The organism is Paenarthrobacter sp. AB444 (assembly GCF_028736865.1).
Lineage (GTDB): Bacteria > Actinomycetota > Actinomycetes > Actinomycetales > Micrococcaceae > Arthrobacter > Arthrobacter nicotinovorans_B.
In genome coordinates this window covers 364,530-387,637 of sequence record NZ_JAQZBY010000001.1, presented here as the reverse complement: position 1 = coordinate 387,637, position 23,108 = coordinate 364,530, and the positions used below count along the sequence as shown (strand labels likewise).

The following is a 23,108-nucleotide window of genomic DNA, read 5'->3' as shown; positions in this document are numbered from 1 at the left end:
GCCCTGTTACAGGCGGTCACACAGAGGGAGCATTGCCTGACAAAGCACAGGCAGGAGGCCACTCATGAACGATGCAGCACCGTTGGGCAGGATCGTGGTCGGCGTTGACGGTTCGGAGGCCTCAGTTGCAGCGCTGCGTGAGGCGCAGCGGCTTGCGCTTTCGCTCGGGGCAGATGTGGTGGCGACGGCGTTCTGGGAGTTTCCGCGGGTGTACGACGGCTACGTGGCCATGGGCATTGACCGCTTCGAGGAAGCCGCCGGTGACGTCCTAAAGCAAACCGTCGGGCAAGCTTTCGGGCCGGGCCGGCCCTCCAACGTGGTTTCACGGTTGGAGCGGGGCCATCCGCGGGAGGGCTTGATCGAAGCGAGCCGCAACGCCGACCTGCTGGTGGTGGGTCGTAGAGGTCACGGGGGCTTCGGGGGTCTCCTTCTTGGATCTGTCAGTTCGGCATGCGTAGCTCACGCCCATTGCCCCGTCCTGGTGGTCCATGCACCCGAAGCGCACGAGGGTAGCACCGGTAAGTGAGCGGACCAGACGAGCGATGTTGCGGGCCCAGATGGCGTCCGACTGGCTGCCGGGAGGATAGTCGTCGACGGCGGTTAGCCCACCAATTCTCTGGACGAGGTGGTGCACAGCCAGGGCGGTCCCCGCACCGGTGGCTGCGGAGTTGTCCACAGAGACCTATTCGAGTCCCGCCCTGGTGGCGTCATTGAGTCTGGTTTGCGCCGAGTGGGCTGTCGCGAGGTCGAAGCGCCGTCCGGTGATGGAAACGGGCGCAAGTACGTACAGGAGGTCTTGGCCCACTCCTTGCCAGGGGAACAGTGCCCGGGTGACCTTGTTGAGTGCCGGGGTGCCAGGTCCTGCTGCGGTCGCGGGGCCCTTGACCACGACGCTCCATGCCAGACCAAACTCGGCGCTGACGGAGTCAGCCTCAATGGCAACGGTGGCGTCGCGTTCGATGGCGTGTTGTTTGGTTCCAACGCCGGTACGGAACACCAGCGTCCGGTCCGCCACGGCAAAATTTATCGGAAAGATGTCCGGGTGGCCGTTGGAGATCACGGACAGGCGGCCGATGTTTGCTTGGGCAAGGAGCCGCCAACAATCCTCGGGTTGCAGCTCTTCGGGATCCGGTACCATGCTTTTCTCGTTCATGCCGTGATCCTACGGGCGGCCATGTATGTTCGATAGGGCCCAAAGTCCCTTTGACTTTGACGGTCTGTCTATGAAGTTGACCCGCACGGCAGGGGCGGAAGATGCGACTCCCAGCAGCAGTAGCAGCAGCCCGATTCCTGCAAGTCGAGCGCCAAAGAAGGCCACTTGCAGGACACTGACCGGAACCAGCGTCATGTGTACGAAGATTCAGACGAGGATGGAGTATCCCGCTACGATGCCGCCAGCCTCGCCAAGCGCCGGCGGCGAAGAACCAGCACAAATGCTGCGGCGTGCAGACGGCCGGCAATGGAGGTCAGGGCCACGAGGCCCAGGATGATCAGGAGCAGGATGAAAAGCATGACGTTCTCCTAGCTGAGGAGGCCGCCCCGTCCTGGGTACGCCAAGTCCCAACGTTGCCCTAACCATGAGATCTCGGATGACAAGCCAGCGGGGGAACCAGCAATTGCCACTATTTGACCAGCACCAGACCGGCGAAAGCCGTTGCGGGTACATTTCAGGGGTTCGATTCGTTCCGGGAGGGTACTTGTTGCGTGTGGACAACGACCACTGGGCAATGCGAATGCGCTACCACTGCCGAGCTGACCGAGCCCAAAAGCAAGCCTCGGAACCCACCGTGTCCCCGTCGTCCTACTACAAGAAGGGAGGCGTGCTTGCTGCCCTCCACGAGCGTCGCCCGGGCGGAACCCTGGACCAGGCGGGTGCTCACATTCTTGGGTGGTTCCGGACCGAAAACGTCCCTAAGGGCCTCTTTGATGTTTTCTTCAGCTCCGTGGGCAAAGCCGTCGATCCCCATGGACAAGTAGCCTTCGTAACCTATGGGCAGTTCCCAGCAGCCCCAGGCTTCAAGCGGTGCGTTGAGTGCCACTGCCAGGCGCTGGCCTTCGCGCAGGGCATCCTTGGACGCGGCCGATCCGTCCACGCCGACGATGATCCTGCCGGGATGCACGGGACTGCTCATGACGCGCGCTTCCCGTCGGTCCGGCTGAGAAGGCTGTCAACGAGGAACAGCGTTGCCCAATAGGTGCCGCCTCCCATCAATATGAAGCCGAGAACACCAAGCGGAAGGCTGCCCAGCGGGAAACTCACGAGGAGGAGCCCCAGACCGCCCAGAGCCACCAGCACCCCGCGTTCAGTGCGCTTCCACCGGTGCCGCTGCAGGTCAGCCGTGCTCATGAGCGACGCCAGTTTGGGATCATCGGATTCCAGACCCTTCGCGATCTTGTCCAGTTCGAGTTTTTCGGAAGGTGACAGTTCCATCGATATGCCTCCTGCTTCTGCCTCAAGCATGAGCACAGCCGGGATAGCGAAACAGGGCCAAAGGTCACAGCGGACATCGGACCTCGAAGTCCCTCCGGGGCCGTCCGCCGCAGGTCTGGAATCCATTCCTCGATTCAGCACATGGCGCTTCGTTGGCCAGCGCCCGATGCCCGTATGAGGAAAGGGCGCGAGCATTCCGGACAGCGACTCTCCCAGAGGGGACGGCGTGGGCGGGCTCATCGATCACCTTTTGCGCGAATAACGGTAGCCCCAGGTATGCCGGAAACGTGACTGCCAGCAACGATGGCCAGCCGCTTCCGGGGGGCAGCAGGCCATGGCTATCATGGGCCCTAGGGTTTCAAGTTCCATAAAGCATCACAGGACGAGGGGGCCGCCCGGCAACGTCAGTGTCTGAGCGTGATTCTCGATCCGGTCGGTCCCTTAGGAGTGCGCGGCGCCCTTTCACCGTCCTGAGTCACAGTACCCGTGACCCGGCTAGAGGAGGCTGGAACATGGACAGCGAGCAGGGATGGACTTCTCCAATGAAGGGCCGCGTCGATGTACTTTTGCGCGAATTTGTGGAGCGCGCCGACGAGCTTCTGCAAGCGCAAGAGCAAATGAACGGGTTGTTGACAGCCGTGGTGTCCCTTGCCGAGGACCTGAGCCTCGAAACAGTCCTTGACCGGGTGGTGAAGTCTGCATGCGTCTTAGTAGATGCCGCCTATGGGGCCTTGGGGGTCATTGGCGAGGACCAACGTCTCAGCCATTTCATCACCGTAGGGATCGACGAGGACGGTATCAGGTCGATCGGTGACCTCCCCACCGGCCACGGCGTTCTTGGGCACCTGATCAGGGAACCCGAACCGCTGCGTCTCCACGATCTCAGCAAGCATCCAAAGGCTGTAGGCTTCCCCGCGAACCACCCGCCCATGAAGACTTTCCTGGGTGTGCCGATCCGGGTTCGAGACACAGTCTTCGGAAACCTGTACCTCACTGAAAAGAAGGACTCCCAGGACTTCACGCGCGCTGACGAGGACTTGGCGGTGGCGCTCGCAGCGGCCGCGGGTGTCGCCATCCAGAACGCCCGCTTGTTCGATGAGAGTGTCCGCAGGCGGCGTTGGCTTGAAGCGGGCATGGAACTCGCCAGCCAGCTGATTGCAGACGAGCCCGACGACGGCAAAGGGAGCCTCGACCGCGTGGCGGACGCAGCTGTCCACGCCTCGGATTCCATTCTTGGGGTGGTCGCCGTCCCGGGATCCGATGGGATATTGCGTTGCCGCTCTGCTGTTGGAGTGCAGGGGGTACACGCGGGGCAGGAACTGCCTTGCCCTGACGTGGTGGCAACGGTAATCGAAACCGGACAGTCGGGCCTTGTTCGGGATTCATCCCAGGTCTTTGGAGCCGGCATGTCCGAGAAGCTCGGCACCGTCCTTGTGTCGGCCTTGGGCCAACGTGGAACAGTAAATGGTGTCCTTATGTTGGCGCGTTCGCCGGGAAGCGCCACTTTTACCCGCACGGATCTCGCATCGAGTGCTCTCTTCAGCAGCCGGATCGGTCTTGCCTTGGACCTCGCGCGGGTCAGCGCCCGCCGCCAGCAGGACATGGTTCTCTCCGATCGCGAACGCATAGCAAGGGACTTGCATGACCTGGTCATTCAACGCGTGTTCGCGGCCGGCCTCGGAATACAGAACCTCAAGCGCTTTATTGATGACCCCGCCGGTCTTGACCGGATGGACGCTATTTCCGACGAACTCAACCAAACCATCCGCACCCTGCGTGCGACCATCGAAGAGTTGCGGTCCGAAGGGATGCCCGACCAGGCAGATCCCCTGTGACTTTTGGCCCTGTTGATTGCCGCCCTGGATGAGCCATCCTGACGTGGAAGGAAGGTGGGCAGTCATGAAAGCTTTGGTGGTTTACGAGTCGATGTATGGCAATACCAAGAAGGTTGCCGAAGCGATCGCGCACGGACTGGATGGCGCCGTGTCTGCGTGGGCGATTCCCGTGGGCGAGGTCACTGCGGACAGGGTCGCTGATTGCGAGCTGCTGATAGTGGGCGGCCCCACGCACGTCCATGGCATGAGCAGGCCATCGACACGCCGGTCTGCACTGGATGTCGCTTCGGCCACGGGAGAAGTGGATTTTGGTGCCCTGACGAGTGTTGGGGTCCGGGAATGGTTGGATGCGATGGAACCGGCATCGCCGGGTCAATTTGCCGTCGCCTTCGATACCCGCAACCACGGCCCATCCTTCCTCACGGGCAAGGCATCAAAAAGCATCAGCGAACGTCTGCGTAAGGCGGGATTCAGCGTTCTGGCCCCGGCTGAAAGCTTTGAAGTTGCTCCAGGACCCTCCATGGCGCCTGAAGAGCTCGAACGGGCCAAACGCTGGGGTGGCGAATTGGCAGGACTCCTGCAGGATCGCGGAGCACGGAAATGAGCGTTCCAAACATGGAACCGGCGAGGCTTGATGGAGCACGGCACGTCAGCGAGGAGCTTACTCCCGAACGTTGCTGGGACCTGCTGCGGTCCCGGGAGACGGGCAGGTTCGGCTTTGTTCATCACGGACGGGTCATGATTCTTCCTGTCCACTATCTGGTACGTGACCACGCCATCTACTTCAGGACCGCTGCCACCGGCTTTGTTGGCGAACCATCGGCGCGCATGCAGACCTCTTTTGAGGTTGATCAATCGTGGCCGGACCGCAGCGAAGGCTGGTCGGTGCTGGTCAGCGGACCTTCCTCCCATGTCACCGAGCCCGGTTTGGTGAAGCAACTGTTTGGCAAAGCGATGCCCGAGCCCTGGGCCGGAGGTGAACGAAGCCTCTTCATCCGCGTCCAGCCGGACGTCATCTCAGGCCGCCATGTACACCTGAGTTGAACCACGTTCTGAAGGCGTCATCCAGCAAGGAACATCAATGGACACCAACGGCCGGGTGGTAGTGGGCTATGACGGCTCCCGTGAGGCCGGGCAGGCTGTTCGTTGGGCGGCTCATCATGCGCAGGCCCGACGGTGCGGCCTCCATCTGGTGCACTGCTCATTGTGGCCGGAGGTTGCCGACGCGGCCAACCCGGTCACCGGCGGGGCGGATCCCGCAACCAAACACTCGGCCGAGACCATCGTCGCCGAGGGAGTTGCCAGTGTCCGCGAAGCTGCCCCTGGTCTCGAACTGACAACGAGCCTCGTTTATGGTTGGCCTGCCGAGAACCTCCGGAAGCTGTCCTCCCGGGCTGCGCTGCTGGTGGTGGGAAGCCGCGGCATGGGCGGGTTTATGGGCTTGCTGGTTGGATCAGTCAGTCTTGAGCTGGCAGAGACTGCGCTGTGTCCGGTGGCGGTGATACGAGAGCACGGGCATACGGGCGGCCCGATACTGGTAGGCGTCAGCAACGAGTATTGGGAAAGCGTTGTAGGTCAGGCAGCACTTTTCGCTTCCGTGATGCGGGCGGACCTGCGCATCGCTCACGTCATGGGACGCGCCGAGAGCCGGTCGCCAAAACATGTGGCGGCCGCTCGGGAGACCCTTGCATCCGCAGTCCGGAGCGTTGGCAACACTAGGCCTGAGCTGAGGATTGAGGATCTGTTGCTGACGGGAGTCTCAGTGGCCGGGACACTCCTGGCTGCGGCGGACAATGCACAGATGGTAGTTGTGGGTTCCAGTGCCCGCGGCTCGGTGCGTGCAAGTATCGGCTCGTCGGCGCACGCAGTACTCCACCACGCGGGCTGCCCCGTGCTTGTTGTACGCCAAGCCACGGGGCAGACCTTGGGAAGTTGATCGCCTTGAAGAGGCGGATTATCCCGAATGCTTGACTGGCTTTACCCGGGTGATGACGGTGGGACATGGAAGTTTGGCCAGTACGGCGTGGGCGGTGGATCCCAGCATCAAGCGCTTAAAGCTGCCACGTCCACGGCTCCCGACAACCAGGAGGGCCGCGGTCTTCGCAGCCGTCAGTAGGGCCTCGGCAGGGCTTCTGTCCGTCTGCAGGACTTGATGGACCGTCAGGTCCGGGTAAGTGTCGGCCAGACCGGCGACTGTTTCGGCAAGTACAACACGTTCCTCCTGCTCGATGAGACTACTGAAGTTGCCCCCGGGCATGCCCCGGCTCAGCCACGGGTCAGGCAGATGGAACGCGTGCAGTACGGTAAGTTCCTGTCCCGTCCGGTCTGCCTCGGCGGCAGCGAAAGCCACGGCTTGGACGGACTCTTCGGAGCCGTCCACCCCCACCAGCACACCCTTCCGGCTGCCCAGGTCATGTTCACCGATGACGGCTACAGGGCATTGGGCCACCGCCGCAACTTGCAGGGCGCGGTCGGTGAGGGAACCCCCCACCCAGCTGTGTCCGGATCCGATAACCACCATGGAAGCCTTCTTGGACTTCTTCCTCAGTGAGTACCCGGGTGCCCCCGAAACCAGGTCAGTACTGAGGGTCACTGTAGGCTCCATTTTTGCCGCCCGGTCTTTGGCGTCTGCCAGAAGGGCCGCGCCCGAGTTGCGGATCCAATCGTTGTAGCCGACGGCGTCGTACGCCCACCTGTCATCCACTGCGTGCACGAGCAGGACGGGCACCTTGAGGGCAGCCCCCCGGTGCATGGCCCAACGCATCGCAGCCTCACTGCTCGGAGAATCGCCGACACCGACGACAATGGCCTCTCTCATGACTGATCCTGATTCTTCGAAGTTTCCCCGAACCTGTCGCCGGGGTTGTGTTTCTCCAGTGTTGACTGGCCGCAAGCGGAAAGGTTAGGGCCCTAAGTCCCGCAATGGCGCGTCAGTGGGGGTTGTCGAGCAAGACTCTTTCCAGGTACTCCGGAACCCGGGCCTTCCATCCCAGTTCATGCTTGATGCGAAGGCGCAGGGCCTCGGAGGCTTCAGCTTCGCCATGCGTCACATAAGTCATGCGGGGCGCTTGTGGCGCCGTGCGCATCCAGCTGATGATGGCGTCCGCATCTGCGTGGGCGCTTAGCCCCTCCAGCTGCACTACTTCGGCCCGGATGCGAACATCGTGTCCGTAGATCCGCATCTCGCGGGTTCCGGCGGCGAGGGCCGCGCCCCTGGTTCCCCCGGCCTGGTAGCCGCTGAGGACCACGGTATTGTTGGCGTCTCCGCCGTAGGCTTCCATGTGGTGCAGGATCCGACCACCCGTGAGCATGCCGCTCGCTGAAATGATGATCATGGGACCTCCCCTGAGGTTGAGGAGCTTGGAGTCGTCAACGCTTCTGGTCATCGTGGCCAGTTGGTACATGGCCTTGAACTCTTCTGGCTTGAGCCGATGCTCTTCAGGGTGCTGCTGGTACATGTAGCTCGCGTCAATGGCCATGGGGCTGTTCAGGTATATGGGAATCTCCGGGATGGCACGTTTTTGCCTAAGCCTGGCCAGTTGAAGGAGGAGGCTTTCAGCCCTGCCTACGGCGAAAGCGGCAATGAGGACCATCCCGCCGCGTTTGGCCGTCCGGGACACCACCTCCGCCAGTTCCTTTCCGGCATCGCCCGTCGGGTGTTTGCGGTTGCCATACGTTGACTCCGTGACAAGCACATCGACGGCTTCGAGGGGCCGGGGCGGGTTCATAAGGGGGTCGTCGGCACGGCCCAGGTCTCCGGTGAAGTGAATCGACTGCTGTCCGGCGCTAAGGTGGATCTGGGCCGCGCCAAGTATGTGCCCGGCCGGCACGAAGACCGCCTCGAAGGCATTCCCTATGTGCACAGGGGAATCGAAATCCACGGGCCGGAAACTCTGCAGGGATCGGGTGGCGTCCAAGGCAGTGTAGAGGGGCAAGACGGGATCATGGATGGAGGAGCCTGTGTGTTCTGCATGGCGGGCTTCCTCTTCCTGCAGGTGCCCGCTGTCCGGCAGCAGGAGCCTGCAAAGCTCCCTCGTGCCTTCGGTGCTGTAGACGGGGCCGCGGAAGCCGTCCCTGACCAGGAGGGGAAGGTAGCCTGTGTGGTCCAGGTGGGCATGTGTCAGCAGGACCGCATCGATTTCCGAGGGTGGGACGGGGAACGGTCTGCGGTTGCGTTCCCGGAGACGTTTGTAGCCTTGGAAGAGGCCGCAGTCCACCAACAGGCGGGTGCCCTGGTACTCGACGAGGTAGCGGGATCCCGTTACCGTGTCAGTTGCACCGAGGAATCGAAGAACGGCCTTGTTTCCAACCATCACAACTCCTTCCGGGCCGGCCACTGGCACAGGGCGATCCGACGCCGCAGCGGCAGCGGCGCCGGATCGGATTGCCGCCTGTCAAGGTGCCGGCGCAACGTGGTGATGCCGGTATTCCTCGGTGCTGGGCCTGATGGCCAGGGCCGTGACCACCAAAGCTACAGCGCCGGCGATCCAGGCGGTCCACGCGGCCCCCGTAGCCGAAGTGAAGGCGCCCACCCAAGGGGCCAGCAGCAGTGCCACGGCAATAACGGCCTGCGCCCATTCAACAGCCGGCATGCCCGGCATGGCCAGGTTGATTGCTGCGCCTGCGATCAGCAGGATGCCCAAGGTGACCATGATCGCCGTCGACGATCCTGTCTGGGAAGTCCAGAGGACCGACAATGCCGTGTAGGCACCTGCGGCGGCAACAACCCAGTCCTGCCATCGCGTCCATCGCTTCATGGAAATCGTGCTCCTTCTGTGGATGCCCGGACGCGCCCTTTGCGCTTGGTTTCCGGTATCCCGTACTTCCACATTCCCCGCCCGGCCCCCGCAGCAACAGGGCCTAAAGTCACCGCGCGTGGTCGGGCCCTTGGTCCCTTGTAAGGTAGGCGCGAGTGGTTCAGAATCGACACAGTCCGCAACGCAGACGGAGTTCACAGGCGCCACCATGCGCCGGACAGGAGCGCGTCATGAATGTCCAGGAGGTGCCCGTTGCCAACACCGGCAACGCCGGGCAGGTTCTCAGGGTCTACATTCTCGACGACCATGAGTTGGTCCGTCGGGGCCTCCAGGAGTTGCTCGAAAACGAAGGTTTCCTGGTGGTGGGGATGTCCGGGTCGGCTGAGGAAGCAACGCGGCGCATTCCGGCCTTGCATCCTGACATAGCTGTTTTGGACGCAAGGTTGCCGGATGGCACCGGGATCGAGGTCTGCCGTAACGTGCGCTCGGTGGACCCTGCGCTGAACTGCGTGATCCTCACCAGCTACGACGATGAGCAGGCCTTGCGGGGTGCAGTCATAGCCGGCGCGGCCGGCTACATCCTTAAGGAAATCGGCGGCACTGACCTTTTGGGTGCGCTGCGCCGGGCAGCCCATGGCGAATCCCTTTTCGACGACACCGTGCGCGAGCGTATCATCCAAGGGCTCACCGAACCTGAGCGGCCGGATCCGCGGGTAGCGGCATTGACTCCACAGGAACGCAGGGTTTTGGAATTCGTGGGGAAGGGCTTGACCAACAGGCAGATCGGGGAGGAGATGGTGCTGGCTGAAAAGACAGTTAAGAACTACGTATCATCCCTGCTGGCAAAATTGGGATTCGAGCGCCGAACACAGGCTGCCGTTTTCATGGCCCACGCTCCAGAGGGGGAAAGAGGAACCTTGGGCTGAGTCACGCCAAGGGGACGGACCACGTCACAGTGGTTCCCTCGCCCGGCCTGCTGGTGATGGTGCAGGAGCCGTGGAGTCCAACCGCCCGTTCCACCATGTTGGCAAGCCCGTTTCCGGGAACGGCGTTGTCGAAGCCCCGGCCGTCGTCGCTCACTTCGACGGTGAGTGAGTCCGGTGCGACGACAACGGAAACAGCGATCGTTTGTGCCTCCGAATGCCGGACGGCATTGCTAAGCCCCTCGGAAATGACCGCCAGCAGGTGCTCGATGACGGCTTCGTCTTCCAACGCGTCAACCCTGCCCGTCAGCGTCAGATGCGGTGTATAGGGGAGGGCAGCCGCGCCTGAACGGACCTTCTCAAGGATTCGGCTGCTCAGCGGGGCGCGGCCAGGAGAAGGGGCACCGAGCGAATAGATCGTATCGCGCAGGTCCCTGATACTGGTGTCCAACTCATCGGTTATCCCGTCTATCCGCTCCGGCGCGGACGGGTCGGCCGTGAAGCGCCGGAGGCTCTGGATGCTTAGGCCGGCCGCGAAAAGCCGTTGGATGACAAGGTCGTGTAGGTCCCTGGCTATCCGGTCCCTGTCGGTGAAGACCAGCGACTGTTCACGGAGACGGCGGATCTTTTCCAGGGCCAGTGCCATGGCCACGTGGGAACCGAACACGGACGCCATTTCAGTGTCTGTCGAGGTGAACTCTCCCGCGTCGCTGTCCCTGGCCAGGACCAGCAAGCCGTAATGTGTCCCCTGGGCGCTGAGATCCACTACCAGCACCTTGGGTTGGATAATACTTCCACTTATGCCGGGCAGGTTCCAAGTATCTTCAACGACGATGCTGCATCCGCTAAGGATGATGTTGCGCACTACCGGTGCACCCACGGAAAACAGCATGCCAACGGGATCCGGGCCGCTCCGGTTGTTGACCGCCGCCACAGCGTAGGCGCCACTGCTGGCGGGAACCAAGGCTATTGCCAGGGAACTGCCGGTCTCTTCCGCTGCACTTTCCGTGACGATGTCCAAGATGGCTTCCACCGGCTTGTCCTCCCGATCGCGGTCCAGCAGTTGGTCGGTCACGGCCATGCAGGCCTCAAGCCACGCCGTGCGTCGGCGCCCGTCCTCATAGAGCCTCGCGTTTTCAATGGCGACGCCGGCTGCGGCGGCAAGGGCCACGGCGAGGTCCTCGTCTTCGGGCGTGAAGTCACCACCATCTTCCTTTTCCGTAAGGTACAGGTTGCCAAAGACCACGTCCCGGACCCTGATTGGGACGCCCAGGAACGACTTCATCGGGGGATGGTCTTCGGGAAAACCATAGGCCCGGGGATGTTCCCGCAGGTCGTGGAGACGGAGGGGGGCCGGTTCGGTGATCAGCAGGCCCAGCACTCCGTGCCCGGTTGGAAGGGGACCGATGCGCCGGGCGCGATCCTCGTCCATGCCCACGGTGATGAAGTGGCTCAGTGCCTTGTCCTCGCCAATGACGCCCAGGGCCGCGTACCGTGCCTGGAGCAGCTGGCGCGCGGACTCCACAACGCGTTGAAGTACTGCTTCGAGGCTCAAGTCGCCGGCCACCGCCACCACGGCTTCCAGCAGCCCCCGGGTTCGTTCCTCGGCCATGAGCAATTCCCCGGCCCGGGACATGAAATTTCGGAGCAGTTCCTCCAGGGGGACCTTGGAGGGCTGGTGTTCCTCCGCTGATGGGCCGGACGGGTGGTTCATCATTGCCCTCCCAAAGCGGGCTGGATGCTGGGCGTCTTCGTGGACAGACTACTCTGGACTCCCGGAGGCTGGCGACACCTGGACACGGGTCTTTCTACCCTGTCCTGCTGCCCTGAACGCCCTTACGGTCAAACCATGACCAACAAGGCAGTACCCGAAACGGAAACCCTCGACATCAAGCAGTGCTGGGAGCAGCTCCGGAGCGTGTCAGTGGGGCGGCTTGCGGTGTGGAACACCGACCATCCGGACATCTTCCCGATCAACTACAAGGTGGACCACGGCACGTTGGTCTTCCGGACCGGAGAAGGCACCAAGCTCCACGCAACCTTGGGTGCCACTCCCGTGGCGGTAGAGGCCGACGGCGTGGACGCCGCTTCCGGGGTGGCGTGGAGCGTGGTGCTCAAGGGAAAGGCCGAGAGCATCAAACTCACCCAGGATGTCCTGGACACCGTGGGTTTGTTGCTCTTCCCCTGGCAAGCCGGCCGCAAAGACCACTTCATCCGCATCGTCCCCACCTCCCTGACCGGGCGGCGCTTCAAGGTCACGGAGCCGCTGACGTGGTGGAGTCCGCTCGACGACGCCACCCGCGCTGGTCTCGAATAGCTGGCGTCGTTAGGACCTACGGCCCTAACGACGTCGGTCCGCCGACGTTAGCGTCATGCCATGGAAAAGACACCCCGGGAAGCCGTCGAACGACTTGACCCCGAAGAATGTTGGGATCTGCTCAGTCATCAATCCGTAGGCCGGCTCGCGGTCCTCGCCGAGGGACATCCGGACGTTTTTCCGGTGAACTACGTCCTGGACCAGGACGGGATCGTTTTCCGCACAGGTGCCGGAACCAAGTACTGGAGTGCCATGACGGCGCCCTGCGCGTTTGAAATCGACGGGTATGAAGCCCTTGCATCCCAGGCCTGGAGCGTCGTGGCCAGGGGTCGGGCGGCGGTGATCCTTGAGCATCACGAACTCGCAAAAGTTGGCGCACTTGGTCTGGATCCATGGCAACCCGGAAGCAAAAACCATTACGTCAGGCTGACCCCGGAATCCATCACGGGAAGGCGCTTTACCACTACCCGTCCCGATGTTTGGGATGCACCACTCAACGACGCCCGCAGGGAGTCATTCCGCTGACGGGCACGGCAGAAAGGCGATGCAGTGAAGGCCCTCGTGTATGACGGGCCCGGAACGAAAACGTGGAAGGACGTTCCGGATCCAATGATCAGCCAACCCACGGACGCGATAGTGCGCATTGACACAACAACCATCTGCGGAACAGACCTTCACATCCTGAAAGGAGATGTCCCGGCAGTGAAGCCCGGGCGGATCCTCGGCCACGAAGGGGTAGGCACTGTCACCGAGGTGGGCAGCTCGGTCAGCGGTATCAGGCCCGGCGACCGGGTGATCATCTCTTGCATCAAGTCCTGCGGACACTGCAGCAACTGCCGGAAGATGTTGTTCTCCCATTGCCTGGGGGATGAGGGGCAGCCCGGCACTGGATGGATCTTCGGCCACCTCATCGACGGGACCCAGGCCGAATTCGTACGCGTCCCCTATGCAGACAACTCACTGCACAAGGTTCCCGAAAACGTCAGTGATGACGAGGCCGCCATGCTCTCCGACATCCTGCCAACCGCTTTTGAAATCGGCGTCCTCGATGGCCGGGTAGCCCCGGGCGACATCATCGCCGTCGTAGGAGCCGGACCTATCGGCTTGGCTGTCATGGCAACAGCGGGGCTGTGCGGAGCCTCGATCATCATCGCCATCGATCCCAACGAAAGCCGTTTGTCCCGCGCTGCGGAATTCGGAGCCACCCACACCATCAATCCGAGCAATCCCGGCTGGTTGAATGAGGCCCTTTCCCTTACCGACGGCTCCGGCGTGGACGTCGTCATGGAAGCGGTGGGGCTCCCGGAAACGTTTGCCATGTGCCTGCAGCTGGTCCGGCCCGGAGGAAACGTGGCCAACATCGGTGTGCACGGCAAACCTGCAGAATTGCCGCTGCAGGACCTGTGGATCCGCAACATCAACATCAGCATGGGGCTGGTGAACACCAACACCACACCCATGCTGCTGCGCCTGGTTGCCCAGCACAAACTTCCCGCCGGGAAATTCGCCACCCATCACTTCCCGCTGCACCGGATCATGGATGCCTACGAAACTTTCGCCCAAGCAAGCGAAACGCAGGCGCTGAAAGTGGTCTTGTCCAGGGACGTCCGTGACTGACCGCAACCCACCGGGGTTTATCGGTCTGGCCCTGCGCTATCCGCTCGTTGGAACTACGGTCCTGGTAGGCGCCGTGGTCGCCGTTTTGTCTCTCTGCGGGCAGGGCGGGGCGGCGCAGGGGGTGGCATCCATCTACGCGCTCTCGGTCGCCTTGTATCGCGCAGGGTCCATGATCAAGGGCCTTTTCCGCGGACGCTGGGGCATCGACCTACTCGCAATTGCCGCCATTGGTGCGACGGTCGCCGTCGGCGAATATATCGCCTGCCTGGTGATAGTGCTCATGTTGACTGGAGGCGAGGCCCTGGAGGACTACGCCCAAGGCCGCGCCGCCCGGGAACTGACCGCACTGCTCGCGCGATCTCCACGGATTGCGCACCGCGAAAGCGGGACAGGCGCCATCCTGGACATTCCGGTAGAGGCCGTAAACCCTGGCGACGTGCTATTGGTCAAGCCGGCGGAGACTATCTCGGTGGATGGTGAACTGTTGTCTGAAGCCGGAACATTCGACGAGTCCGCCTTGACCGGGGAGAGCCTTCCCGTGGAGCGGTCGCGGGGCGGTTCGCTGCTCAGCGGCTCCGTCAACGGGTCCGAAGCCGTGCGCATGCGGGCAACAGCCACCGCCAAGGACTCGCATTACAGCATGATAGTTTCACTGGTCGAAGAAGCAGCCGCCAGCAGGGCCCCCACCGTCCGCCTGGCAGACAGATATGCTGTGCCATTCACCCTTGCGGCTTTTGTACTGGCAGGTGCTGCATGGTTCATCAGCGGGGATCCTGTTCGATTCGTTGAGGTCCTGGTAGTCGCTACTCCGTGCCCTTTGCTTATCGCTGCCCCTGTGGCATTCCTTGCCGGCACCAGCAGGGCGGCGAAGGCGGGGGTCATCATCAAGAACGCCGGCACCTTGGAGCAACTCAGCAAGGTAAGAACGGCCGTCTTCGACAAAACCGGGACGCTCACCCAAGGCAGGCCCCTGCTCGTGGAAGTCCGGCCGGCCGTGCCTGCATCTGTGCCGGCGGATCTGCTGCTGCAGTTGGCCGCCTCGGCGGAACAGTATTCCTCGCATGTCTTCGCGGCCTCCGTGATGGCGGCGGCGCAGGATCGAGGCTTAGGGCTGCTGCCTGCAAACGATGCCACCGAACAGGCAACACACGGCGTTGCCGCCCAGGTCGGGGCACGCCAAGTAATTGTGGGCAAGCCCGCTTTCGTCCGCGAACATACGAAGGGCTTCGAGCTGTCCTCACTCAAGGGCGGCCAAGTTGCCGTCTACGTGGGTGTGGACGGCCGCTTCGCGGGCAGCCTGATCATGAGTGACCCCCTGCGGCCTAACGCCGTAGCCACGCTGGCACGTCTGCGCGGCCTCGGTATCCGTGAGGCGCTTTTGCTGACCGGAGATGCCGCGAGCACAGCCCGGTCCATTGCCACAGAAGCCGGCATGGGAGAAGTGTTGGCTGAATGCCTGCCCGAAGACAAAGTCAAAGCCGTGGCGGCTTTGACCGCCCGGCCGGTGATGATGGTGGGCGACGGCATCAATGATGCGCCTGTCCTGGCCGCGGCCGACGTCGGAATCGCCATGGGGGCGCGTGGCGCCACTGCCGCGAGCGAATCAGCCGACGTGGTCATCATGCTTGATGATCTGGCCAAGGTTGCGGTGGCGGTCGACGTCGGTCAGCGCACTTTGCGCGTTGCACGCACCAGCATCTGGACGGGAATTCTACTCAGCCTGGTCCTGATGGTGGTTGCTTCCTTGGGCCTTATTCCTCCGGTTGCCGGGGCGCTGCTCCAAGAGCTCGTGGATCTGGCAACCATCCTTAACGCCCTGAGGGCGTTGGAAGGGCCAAAGCACGGCAACCGGCGACGGTCCCGAAAACCGGAACCTAATACCGCTCCGGCTCATCACCAAGCTCAAAGTGCCGGCCATGGACCCGCGTAGGGCGAATTTCGACGTAGGTGTACTTGCGGGTGGGAATCCACGGTTTGAGCGGCAGCTTCTCGGCCTCGTCGATCTCCGTCTGGGACTCAATGACGCGGGCAGTGCCCTTGAGGACCACGCTCCAGGCCTCGCCGTCGCTGATCTCCTCCACTTCGAACGCCACACGTTCATTGACGGTCAATTCTGCGAGCTTTGTTCCCGGATTGGTCCGAACCAACAGCCTGCCTTGGTCGGCGATGAAGTTCAGCGGATAGATATCAGGTTCGCCCAGCACGCTCACCGCCAAACGGCCGTGTTGGTTTCGTTGCAGGACCTTCCACGACTCATCATCGGACAAGACGGTGCCGGGCCGTTCGTCAGTTTCCATTACTGTGTTCCTCCTGGTGTGGAATCGGCGGCGGAGGGAGTCCTCGCCTTCGCCTTCTTGGTTGCGATCCTATGGGCGGGGCACCGCCGGCAAACAGGGTCCAAGGTCCCCGGCCCCTTGACGTTTCCGGGGCCACGATAACCCGCGGACACAAAGAAAGAAGGAAACCGTGGTTCAGGGCCTTTACGTAGCCTCCGAGGCCCCCGGGACCGGCAAATCGTTGGTGCTCCTGGGCCTTGCTGACATGCTCCATCGTCACGTGGGGCATCTGGGTGTATTCCGCCCGCTGGTCAACGGCCAGAGCATCCGAAAGGACCCTGTGGTGTTGTTGCTTAGACGGCTTTACCAGCTGGGCGCCCCGCAGTGCAGGGGCGGATCCTCACTATCCGCCGCCATGACCGGCATGGAATGGAAGCACGCGGACGGGTTGGTGGCCGGAGCCCTGGAAATTTTCAGTCGCATGTCACTGGCGTGTGACGCCATAGTGGTGGATGGCTCGGACCTGCGGGGACATGATCCACAACGTGAATTTGAACTTAACGCGGTGTTGGCCAGCAATCTGGGGTTGCCCGTGATGGCCGTCGTTGGCGGAGGGGGCCGATGCCCCAGCCAGGCCGGACAAGCAGTAGCCTCGGCCCTCCGGCGGTTTGGCGCAGCTCACTGTTCCGTGCTTGCTGTGGTGGTCAACCGCGTGGAGCCTGGAACCGAATCCCTCGTGGAAGCGGCAGTAAAGATGGCCGCCCCGGACATACCGTGTTTCATCATCCCAGAGGTCCCCGGGATCTCGACCCCAACGGTCGCCGACATAGCAACGTCGCTCCGACTAAGGGCCATTACAGGCAGCAAGCAACGGGACAGGGACGTTCGGAAAGTCCGGGTGGCCGGAATGAACGCCGACGCCTTCCTGGACGTACTGGACAGTGGAGACTTGGTGGTGGTTGCCGGGGACCGTACAGAGGTCATTCTGGCGTGCGTTGCTTCGGCGCTCTCACCGGATAAGGCGGCCCCGGCCGGCATCATCCTGACCGACGGCCTGCGGCCCGTGCCCAAGGTCATGAATTTGCTGGAGAGCGCACCCTTCCCGGTCTTCAGTTCACGGAGGGACCTGTCTGCAATTGCGCAGCGGGCTTTGGCGGTCCGCAGTGAAATTTATACCGGTGAGACCCGCAAGATCGCTGCTGCGTTAGGGATCTGGTCACGCAGGGTCGATGAGGCCGGACTCCTGGGACAACTTGCCTTGCCCCGCCCCTCCGCCATCACACCGCTGCGCTTTTTCAACGACTTGATTGAGCGGGCTCGCAAACACCAAAAGCACATCGTTCTGGCGGAAGGGGAGGACCTTCGTATCCTTAGGGCGGCTGAAATCCTGCGGCGCCGTGATGTGTGCCGGCTGACACTGCTCGGAAACCCTGCCGCAATCCGCGCGTTGGCCACCACCCACGGCCTGGACATCGCCGATGTACCCATTGTCGATCCCGTGGCATCGCCTGATGAGGAGCGCTTTGCGCGTGAGTACTGCAGGTTGAGGGCCCACAAAGGGATGATCCTCGAACGCGCCAGGGAAGTGATGCTCGAGCCGAGCTATTACGCAACCATGATGGTCCATCTCGGCTTGGCCGACGGAATGGTCTCCGGTGCAACCCATACCACCGCGAATACCATCCGACCCGCCCTTGAGTTCGTCAAAGGACGGAATCCCAGGGACGTCGTTTCCTCGGTGTTCTTCATGCTGTTTCCGGACAAAGTCCTTGTCTACGGAGACTGCGCCGTCGTTCCTGATCCAACCGCTGAACAGTTGGCCTGCATCGCGGTGGCGTCTGCAGATACCGCAGCGAGGTTCGGCGTCGAACCCAGGATCGCGATGCTGTCCTACTCCACAGGCCAATCCGGCGCCGGCACATCCGTGGACAAGGTAAGGGGTGCCACGGCGCTGGTGAAAGCAGCGCGGCCAGACTTGCCCGTAGAAGGACCCATCCAATACGACGCAGCGGTGGATGCAGACGTGGCCAGCACCAAGCTTCCCTCTTCAGCAGTGGCGGGAAAGGCTACCGTGTTCATCTTCCCCGACCTCAACACAGGCAACAGCACCTACAAGGCGGTGGAGCAATCTGCCGGTGCGGTCGCCGTCGGCCCAGTTCTTCAAGGACTCCGCAAGCCCATTAACGACCTGTCCCGAGGATCCACCGTAGAGGACATCATCAACACCGTTGCCATCACGGCAGTCCAGGCCCAGGGGTGATGCGTCTGGTCCGGGCTATTCGTCGTCGGCAGCGACCACGAGCACCGGGCAGTGGGCGTGGGCTGCGCAGGCCCGGCTCACTGAACCGATCGCTTGCCCCAGGAAACCGCCGGCTCCATGCCTGCCGACAACAAGCAACCGGGCATGACGGCTCTCTTCCACCAGGACTTTGGCTGGCTCGCCGAACTTCACTGTCACTTTCAAGCCCGCCGGGGGTGAATCTCCGAATGCCCTCACCAGCGACTCATCAACGAGGCGTCTGGCAGTGTCCTCGAGTTCCGAGGTGAAACGCGTCAGCTCATGTTCCAAACGGGAGGACAGGTAGTAATCGGACATTCCGACACAGGTAATCACCTCTATTGGTACCCCGAAGGCAGGTGCCATACGTCCGGCCATTTCCAGCGTCGTTGACGAAAAGTCCGAGCCATCGACACCCACGATCACCCGGGCTGCGGTGTTTTTTGAATTCATGGGACCAGCTTGTCGGTACAGGCCACGGCTCACTAGGGCCAAAGGACACCTTCAGGATCGCTGCGGGTGGCGGTGCCGCAAGTGTTTGTAGGCCCAGTCTGCGGCCAAGACGGCCGGGATCACGAAAACGCCCACGCTCCACCCGAGGACAGTTGGGGGAGCCTGGCCCAGTATCTGTGCCAGCGGAGGGGCATACAGGAACACGGCCAGCGCTGTCAGTTCGGCCGCAATGGCCCAAAGCAGGAGACGGTTGCTGAACCAACCCTGCCTCCAAGGAGGTACTGTAGCGCTCCGGCAGGCAAATGCCGTGGCCATCTGACCCAGCACCACCGTGGCAAACGCAGCTCCCGATGCCTCCATCGGCAAGGACATGTCCAAAGGCTTGCCACGGGACCATCCGCCGGCAAACAGCTCAACAGTGAAGGCAGCCATGGAGACCAACGCTTCCGTGGGCCCCATAATGACAAAAGCCCGGAGCATCAATTGACGGTCCATCAGATGTCGCTTTTCAGGAGGCCTTTGAAGCACCTTCTTGCCCGGCTGCTCCGCCCCAAGAGCCAAGGCAGGCAGCAAGTCAGTGCCGATGTCCAAGGCAAGAATCTGAAGGACGCCAAGGGCCAGCGGGAACTGTCCGCCGGACAGGGCCCAGATGACGAATGGTGCCAGTTCGGCCACATTGTCCGTCAAATGGTAGGTCAGGAACCGGTGGATGTTGGCGTATGTGGCCCGGCCTTGCTCGATGGCCCGCACGATCGTGGCGAAACGGTCATCCAAGAGCACCAAGTCGGCGGCTTCCCGTGCCACATCCGTGCCGCTAAGGCCCATGGCCACACCAATATCGGCCTGGCGCAATGCAGGACCGTCATTGACCCCGTCTCCGGTCATGGCAACCACATGGCCCCTGGACTGCAGCGCCTTTGCCACCCGAAGTTTCTGCTCGGGGGAAACCCGGCTGACCACCACCCCGTCGCGATCCAGGAGTGCGCCGAGCATTTGCTCGTCCTCGGGGAGGTCTGCGCCTTGGACCACCCACTTGTCAGGACCGGCGAGTCCAATTTCCTCAGCAATGGCACCGGCTGTCGCGGGATGATCACCGGTGATCATCCCAATCCGGATACCGGCTGCCCGCGCTTTTGCGATTACTTCCCGAACATCCGGTCGAGGCGGGTCATGAAGGCCAATCAACCCCAGGAATTCCAAGTTCTGCTCGGCTTCGGCGGGGCCGCCCCGCAACCACTCGTCAGGTGTTCCGGGGAGGGTTCGCTGGGCCGCAGCCAGCACCCTCAGCCCACGGGCCGCCATGCTATCTGCCACGGAGGACATGCCTGCCGCCGAGCCCCCGCACAGCGGCAGGACCGATTCCGGAGCACCTTTGACGAAAAGAGTGTTGCCCGCAAGCGCCGATTCCCGACGACGATCGGCGTCGAACGCGAAGCGCCCGACCGGTTCGACGGCGACGCGGTCACCGCTCGAGAGCCGCTGTGCCAACGCGTCCAACGCCGCTTCCATGGGATCACCGTCGGCAGACCATTGGCCGTCGCGCAGCACTGCCCGGCCTTGGGACGCGGTTCGGGCGCACGAGGCCACCGCCAGGGCGGCCTCGACCTCCGCCCCACTGATCACAGCAGTGGGTCCGTAGCCGTCTCCCTCGATCCCCACCAACCCGGAAGAGGTGAAAACCTCGACGGCGTTCATCCGGTTCTGCGTCAGGGTGCCGGTCTTGTCGGTGCAGATGAAAGTTGTTGACCCCAGTGTCTCCACCGCCTCCAGGTTCCGCACCAAGGCCTTGCGGTCGGCCATCCGTTGGGCACCCATGGCCAGGGACAGTGTGACCGTGGGGAGCAGACCCTCCGGAATCAGGGCCACCGCTACTCCGATGGCAAACAGGAACGAGTCCCGCCACTGGATGCCCACCAGAAGTGACACCACGAAAAACACGCCGGCGACGGCCAAAGCAACTGTTGCCACCACCCGCACAATTCTTCGAAGTTCCAACGTCAGGGGAGTGGGAGGTGACTTGGTGCCGCTGGTCAACGCGGCGATCTCAGCCAGCTTTGTGCGGGCACCCGTCGCGGTCACGAACGCCGTGGCATCGCCGTTGACCAGAAAGGTGCCGCCCCAGCCTTCATCGTTCATGGCCTTGGGGATTGCCATGCTTTCGCCGGTCAACATGGACTCGTCCACGGTACAACCGGACGCAGCAACAAACTTCAGATCCGCCGGAAGCTTGTCTCCGGACTTAAGGACGAGCACATCGCCCGGAACAAGCTCACTGGCATGGACGGTTTGCAGCCTTCCGTCACGCCGCACCGTCACGTCCGCCGGCAACAGATTCTGCAGCCGTTCGGCCGCGTGCTGGGCGCGTTCTTGCTGAATGTGCGCAAAAACCCCATTGACGATGACCACCACAATGATGGCGATGCATAGTTGCGGCATCCCGGCAATGTAGGCCAAAGCAGCCGCAGTCCAGAGCATCAGGGCGAAGAAGTGCGTAAGCTCTCCAAGAAGTTTCCTCCACTGCGGAACTGCACGTGCCACAGGCAGCGTATTCGGACCGAGCGAGGCCAGCAGGTTTCTGGCCGCGAGGGAACTGAGGCCCTCCACATTGGGAGCCTCAGGCAACGGGGCTTGGGGTATGTTGCGGACGGTCATCACTCCTCCACGGCGGACCTGTTCGAGGACAGACTCCTCCGACCCGGCACCAGGAGGGTAGGGCCAAAGGACACTGGGCCTTTGACTTCTGCATGACCGGGTCTTTCAGCCCTACCCACCGACTGCAGCCGGCGTTAGGCTCGCCGCATGGAGAACACGGCAGCGGCACAAGACACCAAAGAACTCAGCATCCATGACTGCTGGAAGTATCTGCAATCGACTGCCACCTGCAGGATCGCGCTGGTCAACGGGGATGTCCCGGAAATCTTTCCCGTGAACTACGTCCCGAAATTCGGTACGCTCCTCTTCCGGATCGGCGAAGGAACCAAACACCAACTGCTGCGTGAACACCCGTTGCTTGCCATCGAAGCCGATGGCTTCAACCGCTACGGCACGGTTGCGTGGAGCGTCATCCTCAAAGGCCGCCCGGAATTTGTTGAACAACCTGAGGAAATCCAGGAGGCGGTGGACTCAGGTCTGTCGCCTTGGCAGGCCGGGCACAAGGACATCCTGGTGAGGGTGACGCCGTCGGAAATCAGCGGACGCCGATTCGTCATTGCGCCGCCGGCCAAATGGTGGCCGCCAGTGGAACCGTCGTCGGCCGAGGATAGCGGCAGTGCGGGCGACACGGGGCCCGCGAGGGAGCCAAGGGCAACAGCTCACGACGGCGGCGGCGTCCGGTAACTACGTCGTCGATGTTCCAGCGGCCTATCGATCGCTGGGCTGGTTTGCTTCACGCGGGAAGCGCCAGGAGCGTTGGGCATCGGACGTTCAGGAGTGCACGCTCGGCTACCGACCCCAGCAGTACGCGAAGCCCGCCCCTGCCCTTTCGGCCAATGACCAACAGTTTGGCATCAGAGGATGCTGCAGCCAAAGCGTCCGCAGCGGAATGGATAGGATCCACTCGAACACGGATGTTGACTTCGGGAAAGTGCGCGTGAACCCATTCGACGGAATCTGCAACAACATCGTTCCGAATGCGCTCCGCCTCGGCTGTGGGGAGGGCATGGACGATGACCAGCTCCTCGCGGATTCGTTGTGCTTCGCCGGCCGCCAGCTCCAAGGCACTGACCGAGTCCCTCGACCCGTCCACGCCGACCACTACACCAAATGACGGCCGGCTCAAGTGGTGGGGTATGACCGCTACGGGGCAACGGCTGGTCACTGCAATCTGGAAACTCACGGATCCGTAGCCCTGCCCCTCCGCGCCGGGTCTCCGATCCGTTCCCACTACAAGCAACCCCGCGCTAGCAGAGAGACCCGCCAGGGTCTGTCCCGGTTCCCCGGAAATAACCTTCGAGGATATTTCCAAACCTGGAAAGGAGACAGCGAGGCGATCCGCTGCGCTATTGAGCAAGTCTTCCGCGCCTTTATTGGCCAATGCATTCTCTTCAGGGCTTCGGAAAGCCCAGCCGGGAGGAGTGACATGCACCAGGGTGACGTCCGCGCCGAGGGCCTGTGCCCGTTCGGCCGCCCAGCCTGCCACGGTGTCGCTGCCGTCCGAGCCATTGAGTGCGGCCAGTATGTGCATGTTTGACATTGACTTCCCTTCCGCCTGGACTCCCTCTG

General features: G+C 62.5%; 24 protein-coding genes. 12 read left to right on the top strand and 12 right to left on the bottom strand.

The genetic code is table 11. The features are described from left to right. The first annotated feature begins 64 nt into the window (after positions 1–64). Positions 65–526 (top strand): universal stress protein, encoded by a 462-nt coding sequence (locus PQ627_RS01810; protein ID WP_274258102.1) that lies wholly within the window; start codon positions 65–67, stop codon positions 524–526. 156 nt (positions 527–682) lie between these two features. Here the strand turns inward: PQ627_RS01810 and PQ627_RS01805 are convergent, their stop codons facing one another. The 4 genes from PQ627_RS01805 to PQ627_RS01790 all read right to left on the bottom strand — a co-directional run bounded on the left by PQ627_RS01805 (position 683) and on the right by PQ627_RS01790 (position 2,431). Further along, on the bottom strand, positions 683–1,153 hold the full coding sequence (locus tag PQ627_RS01805; protein WP_274258101.1) for a pyridoxamine 5'-phosphate oxidase family protein: 471 nt from the start codon (positions 1,151–1,153) through the stop codon (positions 683–685). Positions 1,154–1,383: 230 nt separating this feature from the next. Continuing rightward, positions 1,384–1,512, bottom strand: coding sequence for a hypothetical protein (locus PQ627_RS01800; protein WP_274258100.1), 129 nt, complete (start codon positions 1,510–1,512; stop codon positions 1,384–1,386). Positions 1,513–1,667: 155 nt separating this feature from the next. Further along, positions 1,668–2,132 carry a universal stress protein gene (locus PQ627_RS01795; protein ID WP_274258099.1) on the bottom strand — a complete coding sequence of 155 codons (465 nt, stop codon included), beginning with the start codon at positions 2,130–2,132 and terminating at the stop codon, positions 1,668–1,670. After that, a complete protein-coding gene (locus tag PQ627_RS01790; RefSeq protein WP_274258098.1) occupies positions 2,129–2,431 on the bottom strand; it encodes a DUF3040 domain-containing protein in 303 nt (100 codons plus the stop codon). The genes PQ627_RS01795 and PQ627_RS01790 overlap by 4 nt, the downstream gene beginning before the upstream one ends. Before the next feature lie 512 nt (positions 2,432–2,943). Between PQ627_RS01790 and PQ627_RS01785 the strand changes: the two genes are divergently transcribed. The 4 genes from PQ627_RS01785 to PQ627_RS01770 all read left to right on the top strand — a co-directional run bounded on the left by PQ627_RS01785 (position 2,944) and on the right by PQ627_RS01770 (position 6,202). Continuing rightward, positions 2,944–4,266: a GAF domain-containing protein gene (locus PQ627_RS01785; RefSeq protein ID WP_274258097.1), complete on the top strand. Its 1,323-nt coding sequence runs from the start codon at positions 2,944–2,946 to the stop codon at positions 4,264–4,266. Between the two features lie 64 nt (positions 4,267–4,330). Next, positions 4,331–4,870: a flavodoxin family protein gene (locus PQ627_RS01780; protein ID WP_274258096.1), complete on the top strand. Its 540-nt coding sequence runs from the start codon at positions 4,331–4,333 to the stop codon at positions 4,868–4,870. Continuing rightward, entirely contained in the window at positions 4,867–5,310 is a 444-nt protein-coding gene (locus PQ627_RS01775) for a pyridoxamine 5'-phosphate oxidase family protein (protein ID WP_274258095.1), read from the top strand. Before PQ627_RS01780 ends, PQ627_RS01775 begins: the two co-directional genes overlap by 4 nt. A gap of 37 nt (positions 5,311–5,347) precedes the next feature. Beyond that, on the top strand, positions 5,348–6,202 hold the full coding sequence (locus PQ627_RS01770) for a universal stress protein (protein WP_274258094.1): 855 nt from the start codon (positions 5,348–5,350) through the stop codon (positions 6,200–6,202). 18 nt (positions 6,203–6,220) lie between these two features. Here the strand turns inward: PQ627_RS01770 and PQ627_RS01765 are convergent, their stop codons facing one another. The 3 genes from PQ627_RS01765 to PQ627_RS01755 all read right to left on the bottom strand — a co-directional run bounded on the left by PQ627_RS01765 (position 6,221) and on the right by PQ627_RS01755 (position 9,023). Next, positions 6,221–7,084: a universal stress protein gene (locus PQ627_RS01765; RefSeq protein ID WP_274258093.1), complete on the bottom strand. Its 864-nt coding sequence runs from the start codon at positions 7,082–7,084 to the stop codon at positions 6,221–6,223. A gap of 112 nt (positions 7,085–7,196) precedes the next feature. After that, the gene (locus PQ627_RS01760; RefSeq protein WP_274258092.1) at positions 7,197–8,579 is read right to left on the bottom strand and encodes an MBL fold metallo-hydrolase RNA specificity domain-containing protein; all 1,383 of its coding nucleotides are present in this window, start codon (positions 8,577–8,579) and stop codon (positions 7,197–7,199) included. 81 nt (positions 8,580–8,660) lie between these two features. Next, positions 8,661–9,023 carry an SPW repeat domain-containing protein gene (locus PQ627_RS01755; RefSeq protein ID WP_262278322.1) on the bottom strand — a complete coding sequence of 121 codons (363 nt, stop codon included), beginning with the start codon at positions 9,021–9,023 and terminating at the stop codon, positions 8,661–8,663. Between the two features lie 230 nt (positions 9,024–9,253). On the opposite strand from PQ627_RS01755, the gene PQ627_RS01750 reads away from it, so the two are divergent. After that, the gene (locus PQ627_RS01750) at positions 9,254–9,949 is read left to right on the top strand and encodes a response regulator (RefSeq protein ID WP_262278323.1); all 696 of its coding nucleotides are present in this window, start codon (positions 9,254–9,256) and stop codon (positions 9,947–9,949) included. A gap of 1 nt (position 9,950) precedes the next feature. Here PQ627_RS01750 and PQ627_RS01745 read toward each other — a convergent pair whose 3' ends face one another. Continuing rightward, complete coding sequence (locus PQ627_RS01745; RefSeq protein WP_274258091.1) at positions 9,951–11,660, bottom strand: sensor histidine kinase; 1,710 nt, start codon at positions 11,658–11,660, stop codon at positions 9,951–9,953. Between the two features lie 135 nt (positions 11,661–11,795). Between PQ627_RS01745 and PQ627_RS01740 the strand changes: the two genes are divergently transcribed. From PQ627_RS01740 to PQ627_RS01725, 4 genes are read left to right on the top strand one after another with little or no spacing between them, the layout of a single operon-like run. Then, positions 11,796–12,263 carry a pyridoxamine 5'-phosphate oxidase family protein gene (locus tag PQ627_RS01740; RefSeq protein ID WP_262278324.1) on the top strand — a complete coding sequence of 156 codons (468 nt, stop codon included), beginning with the start codon at positions 11,796–11,798 and terminating at the stop codon, positions 12,261–12,263. A gap of 60 nt (positions 12,264–12,323) precedes the next feature. Next, positions 12,324–12,788 carry a pyridoxamine 5'-phosphate oxidase family protein gene (locus tag PQ627_RS01735; RefSeq protein WP_274258090.1) on the top strand — a complete coding sequence of 155 codons (465 nt, stop codon included), beginning with the start codon at positions 12,324–12,326 and terminating at the stop codon, positions 12,786–12,788. A gap of 24 nt (positions 12,789–12,812) precedes the next feature. Then, positions 12,813–13,880, top strand: a complete 1,068-nt coding sequence (locus tag PQ627_RS01730) for a zinc-dependent alcohol dehydrogenase family protein (protein WP_274258089.1) — start codon at positions 12,813–12,815, stop codon at positions 13,878–13,880. Then, positions 13,873–15,810, top strand: a complete 1,938-nt coding sequence (locus PQ627_RS01725) for a heavy metal translocating P-type ATPase (protein ID WP_274258088.1) — start codon at positions 13,873–13,875, stop codon at positions 15,808–15,810. Before PQ627_RS01730 ends, PQ627_RS01725 begins: the two co-directional genes overlap by 8 nt. On the opposite strand, the gene PQ627_RS01720 is transcribed toward PQ627_RS01725, so the two are convergent. Continuing rightward, positions 15,755–16,177 carry a pyridoxamine 5'-phosphate oxidase family protein gene (locus PQ627_RS01720; protein ID WP_274258087.1) on the bottom strand — a complete coding sequence of 141 codons (423 nt, stop codon included), beginning with the start codon at positions 16,175–16,177 and terminating at the stop codon, positions 15,755–15,757. The two genes, PQ627_RS01725 and PQ627_RS01720, sit on opposite strands and share 56 nt — an antisense overlap. A gap of 169 nt (positions 16,178–16,346) precedes the next feature. Between PQ627_RS01720 and pta the strand changes: the two genes are divergently transcribed. Beyond that, positions 16,347–18,416: a phosphate acetyltransferase gene (gene pta / locus PQ627_RS01715; protein ID WP_274258086.1), complete on the top strand. Its 2,070-nt coding sequence runs from the start codon at positions 16,347–16,349 to the stop codon at positions 18,414–18,416. Between the two features lie 15 nt (positions 18,417–18,431). Here pta and PQ627_RS01710 read toward each other — a convergent pair whose 3' ends face one another. Both PQ627_RS01710 and PQ627_RS01705 read right to left on the bottom strand, forming a co-directional pair. After that, positions 18,432–18,887: a universal stress protein gene (locus PQ627_RS01710; RefSeq protein ID WP_274258085.1), complete on the bottom strand. Its 456-nt coding sequence runs from the start codon at positions 18,885–18,887 to the stop codon at positions 18,432–18,434. Between the two features lie 51 nt (positions 18,888–18,938). Further along, complete coding sequence (locus PQ627_RS01705) at positions 18,939–21,539, bottom strand: cation-translocating P-type ATPase (protein ID WP_274258084.1); 2,601 nt, start codon at positions 21,537–21,539, stop codon at positions 18,939–18,941. Between the two features lie 147 nt (positions 21,540–21,686). On the opposite strand from PQ627_RS01705, the gene PQ627_RS01700 reads away from it, so the two are divergent. Further along, entirely contained in the window at positions 21,687–22,223 is a 537-nt protein-coding gene (locus tag PQ627_RS01700) for a pyridoxamine 5'-phosphate oxidase family protein (RefSeq protein WP_274258083.1), read from the top strand. Between the two features lie 49 nt (positions 22,224–22,272). Here PQ627_RS01700 and PQ627_RS01695 read toward each other — a convergent pair whose 3' ends face one another. Further along, complete coding sequence (locus PQ627_RS01695; protein WP_274258082.1) at positions 22,273–23,079, bottom strand: universal stress protein; 807 nt, start codon at positions 23,077–23,079, stop codon at positions 22,273–22,275. Positions 23,080–23,108: the final 29 nt, after the last annotated feature.

Bases quoted from the DNA above. Each gene is read 5' to 3' on its own strand.
- PQ627_RS01735 (WP_274258090.1), top strand. From the start codon at position 12,324: ATGGAAAAGACACCCCGGGAAGCCGTCGAACGACTTGACCCCGAAGAA.
- PQ627_RS01775 (WP_274258095.1), top strand. From the start codon at position 4,867: ATGAGCGTTCCAAACATGGAACCGGCGAGGCTTGATGGAGCACGGCAC.
- PQ627_RS01705 (WP_274258084.1), bottom strand. From the start codon at position 21,539: ATGACCGTCCGCAACATACCCCAAGCCCCGTTGCCTGAGGCTCCCAAT.
- PQ627_RS01700 (WP_274258083.1), top strand. From the start codon at position 21,687: ATGGAGAACACGGCAGCGGCACAAGACACCAAAGAACTCAGCATCCAT.
- PQ627_RS01750 (WP_262278323.1), top strand. From the start codon at position 9,254: ATGAATGTCCAGGAGGTGCCCGTTGCCAACACCGGCAACGCCGGGCAG.
- PQ627_RS01805 (WP_274258101.1), bottom strand. From the start codon at position 1,153: ATGAACGAGAAAAGCATGGTACCGGATCCCGAAGAGCTGCAACCCGAG.
- PQ627_RS01790 (WP_274258098.1), bottom strand. From the start codon at position 2,431: ATGGAACTGTCACCTTCCGAAAAACTCGAACTGGACAAGATCGCGAAG.
- PQ627_RS01780 (WP_274258096.1), top strand. From the start codon at position 4,331: ATGAAAGCTTTGGTGGTTTACGAGTCGATGTATGGCAATACCAAGAAG.
- PQ627_RS01795 (WP_274258099.1), bottom strand. From the start codon at position 2,132: ATGAGCAGTCCCGTGCATCCCGGCAGGATCATCGTCGGCGTGGACGGA.
- PQ627_RS01745 (WP_274258091.1), bottom strand. From the start codon at position 11,660: ATGAACCACCCGTCCGGCCCATCAGCGGAGGAACACCAGCCCTCCAAG.
- PQ627_RS01740 (WP_262278324.1), top strand. From the start codon at position 11,796: ATGACCAACAAGGCAGTACCCGAAACGGAAACCCTCGACATCAAGCAG.
- PQ627_RS01770 (WP_274258094.1), top strand. From the start codon at position 5,348: ATGGACACCAACGGCCGGGTGGTAGTGGGCTATGACGGCTCCCGTGAG.
- PQ627_RS01765 (WP_274258093.1), bottom strand. From the start codon at position 7,084: ATGAGAGAGGCCATTGTCGTCGGTGTCGGCGATTCTCCGAGCAGTGAG.
- PQ627_RS01695 (WP_274258082.1), bottom strand. From the start codon at position 23,079: ATGTCAAACATGCACATACTGGCCGCACTCAATGGCTCGGACGGCAGC.
- PQ627_RS01800 (WP_274258100.1), bottom strand. From the start codon at position 1,512: ATGCTTTTCATCCTGCTCCTGATCATCCTGGGCCTCGTGGCCCTGACC.
- PQ627_RS01785 (WP_274258097.1), top strand. From the start codon at position 2,944: ATGGACAGCGAGCAGGGATGGACTTCTCCAATGAAGGGCCGCGTCGAT.
- PQ627_RS01755 (WP_262278322.1), bottom strand. From the start codon at position 9,023: ATGAAGCGATGGACGCGATGGCAGGACTGGGTTGTTGCCGCCGCAGGT.
- PQ627_RS01710 (WP_274258085.1), bottom strand. From the start codon at position 18,887: ATGAATTCAAAAAACACCGCAGCCCGGGTGATCGTGGGTGTCGATGGC.
- PQ627_RS01810 (WP_274258102.1), top strand. From the start codon at position 65: ATGAACGATGCAGCACCGTTGGGCAGGATCGTGGTCGGCGTTGACGGT.
- PQ627_RS01720 (WP_274258087.1), bottom strand. From the start codon at position 16,177: ATGGAAACTGACGAACGGCCCGGCACCGTCTTGTCCGATGATGAGTCG.
- PQ627_RS01760 (WP_274258092.1), bottom strand. From the start codon at position 8,579: ATGGTTGGAAACAAGGCCGTTCTTCGATTCCTCGGTGCAACTGACACG.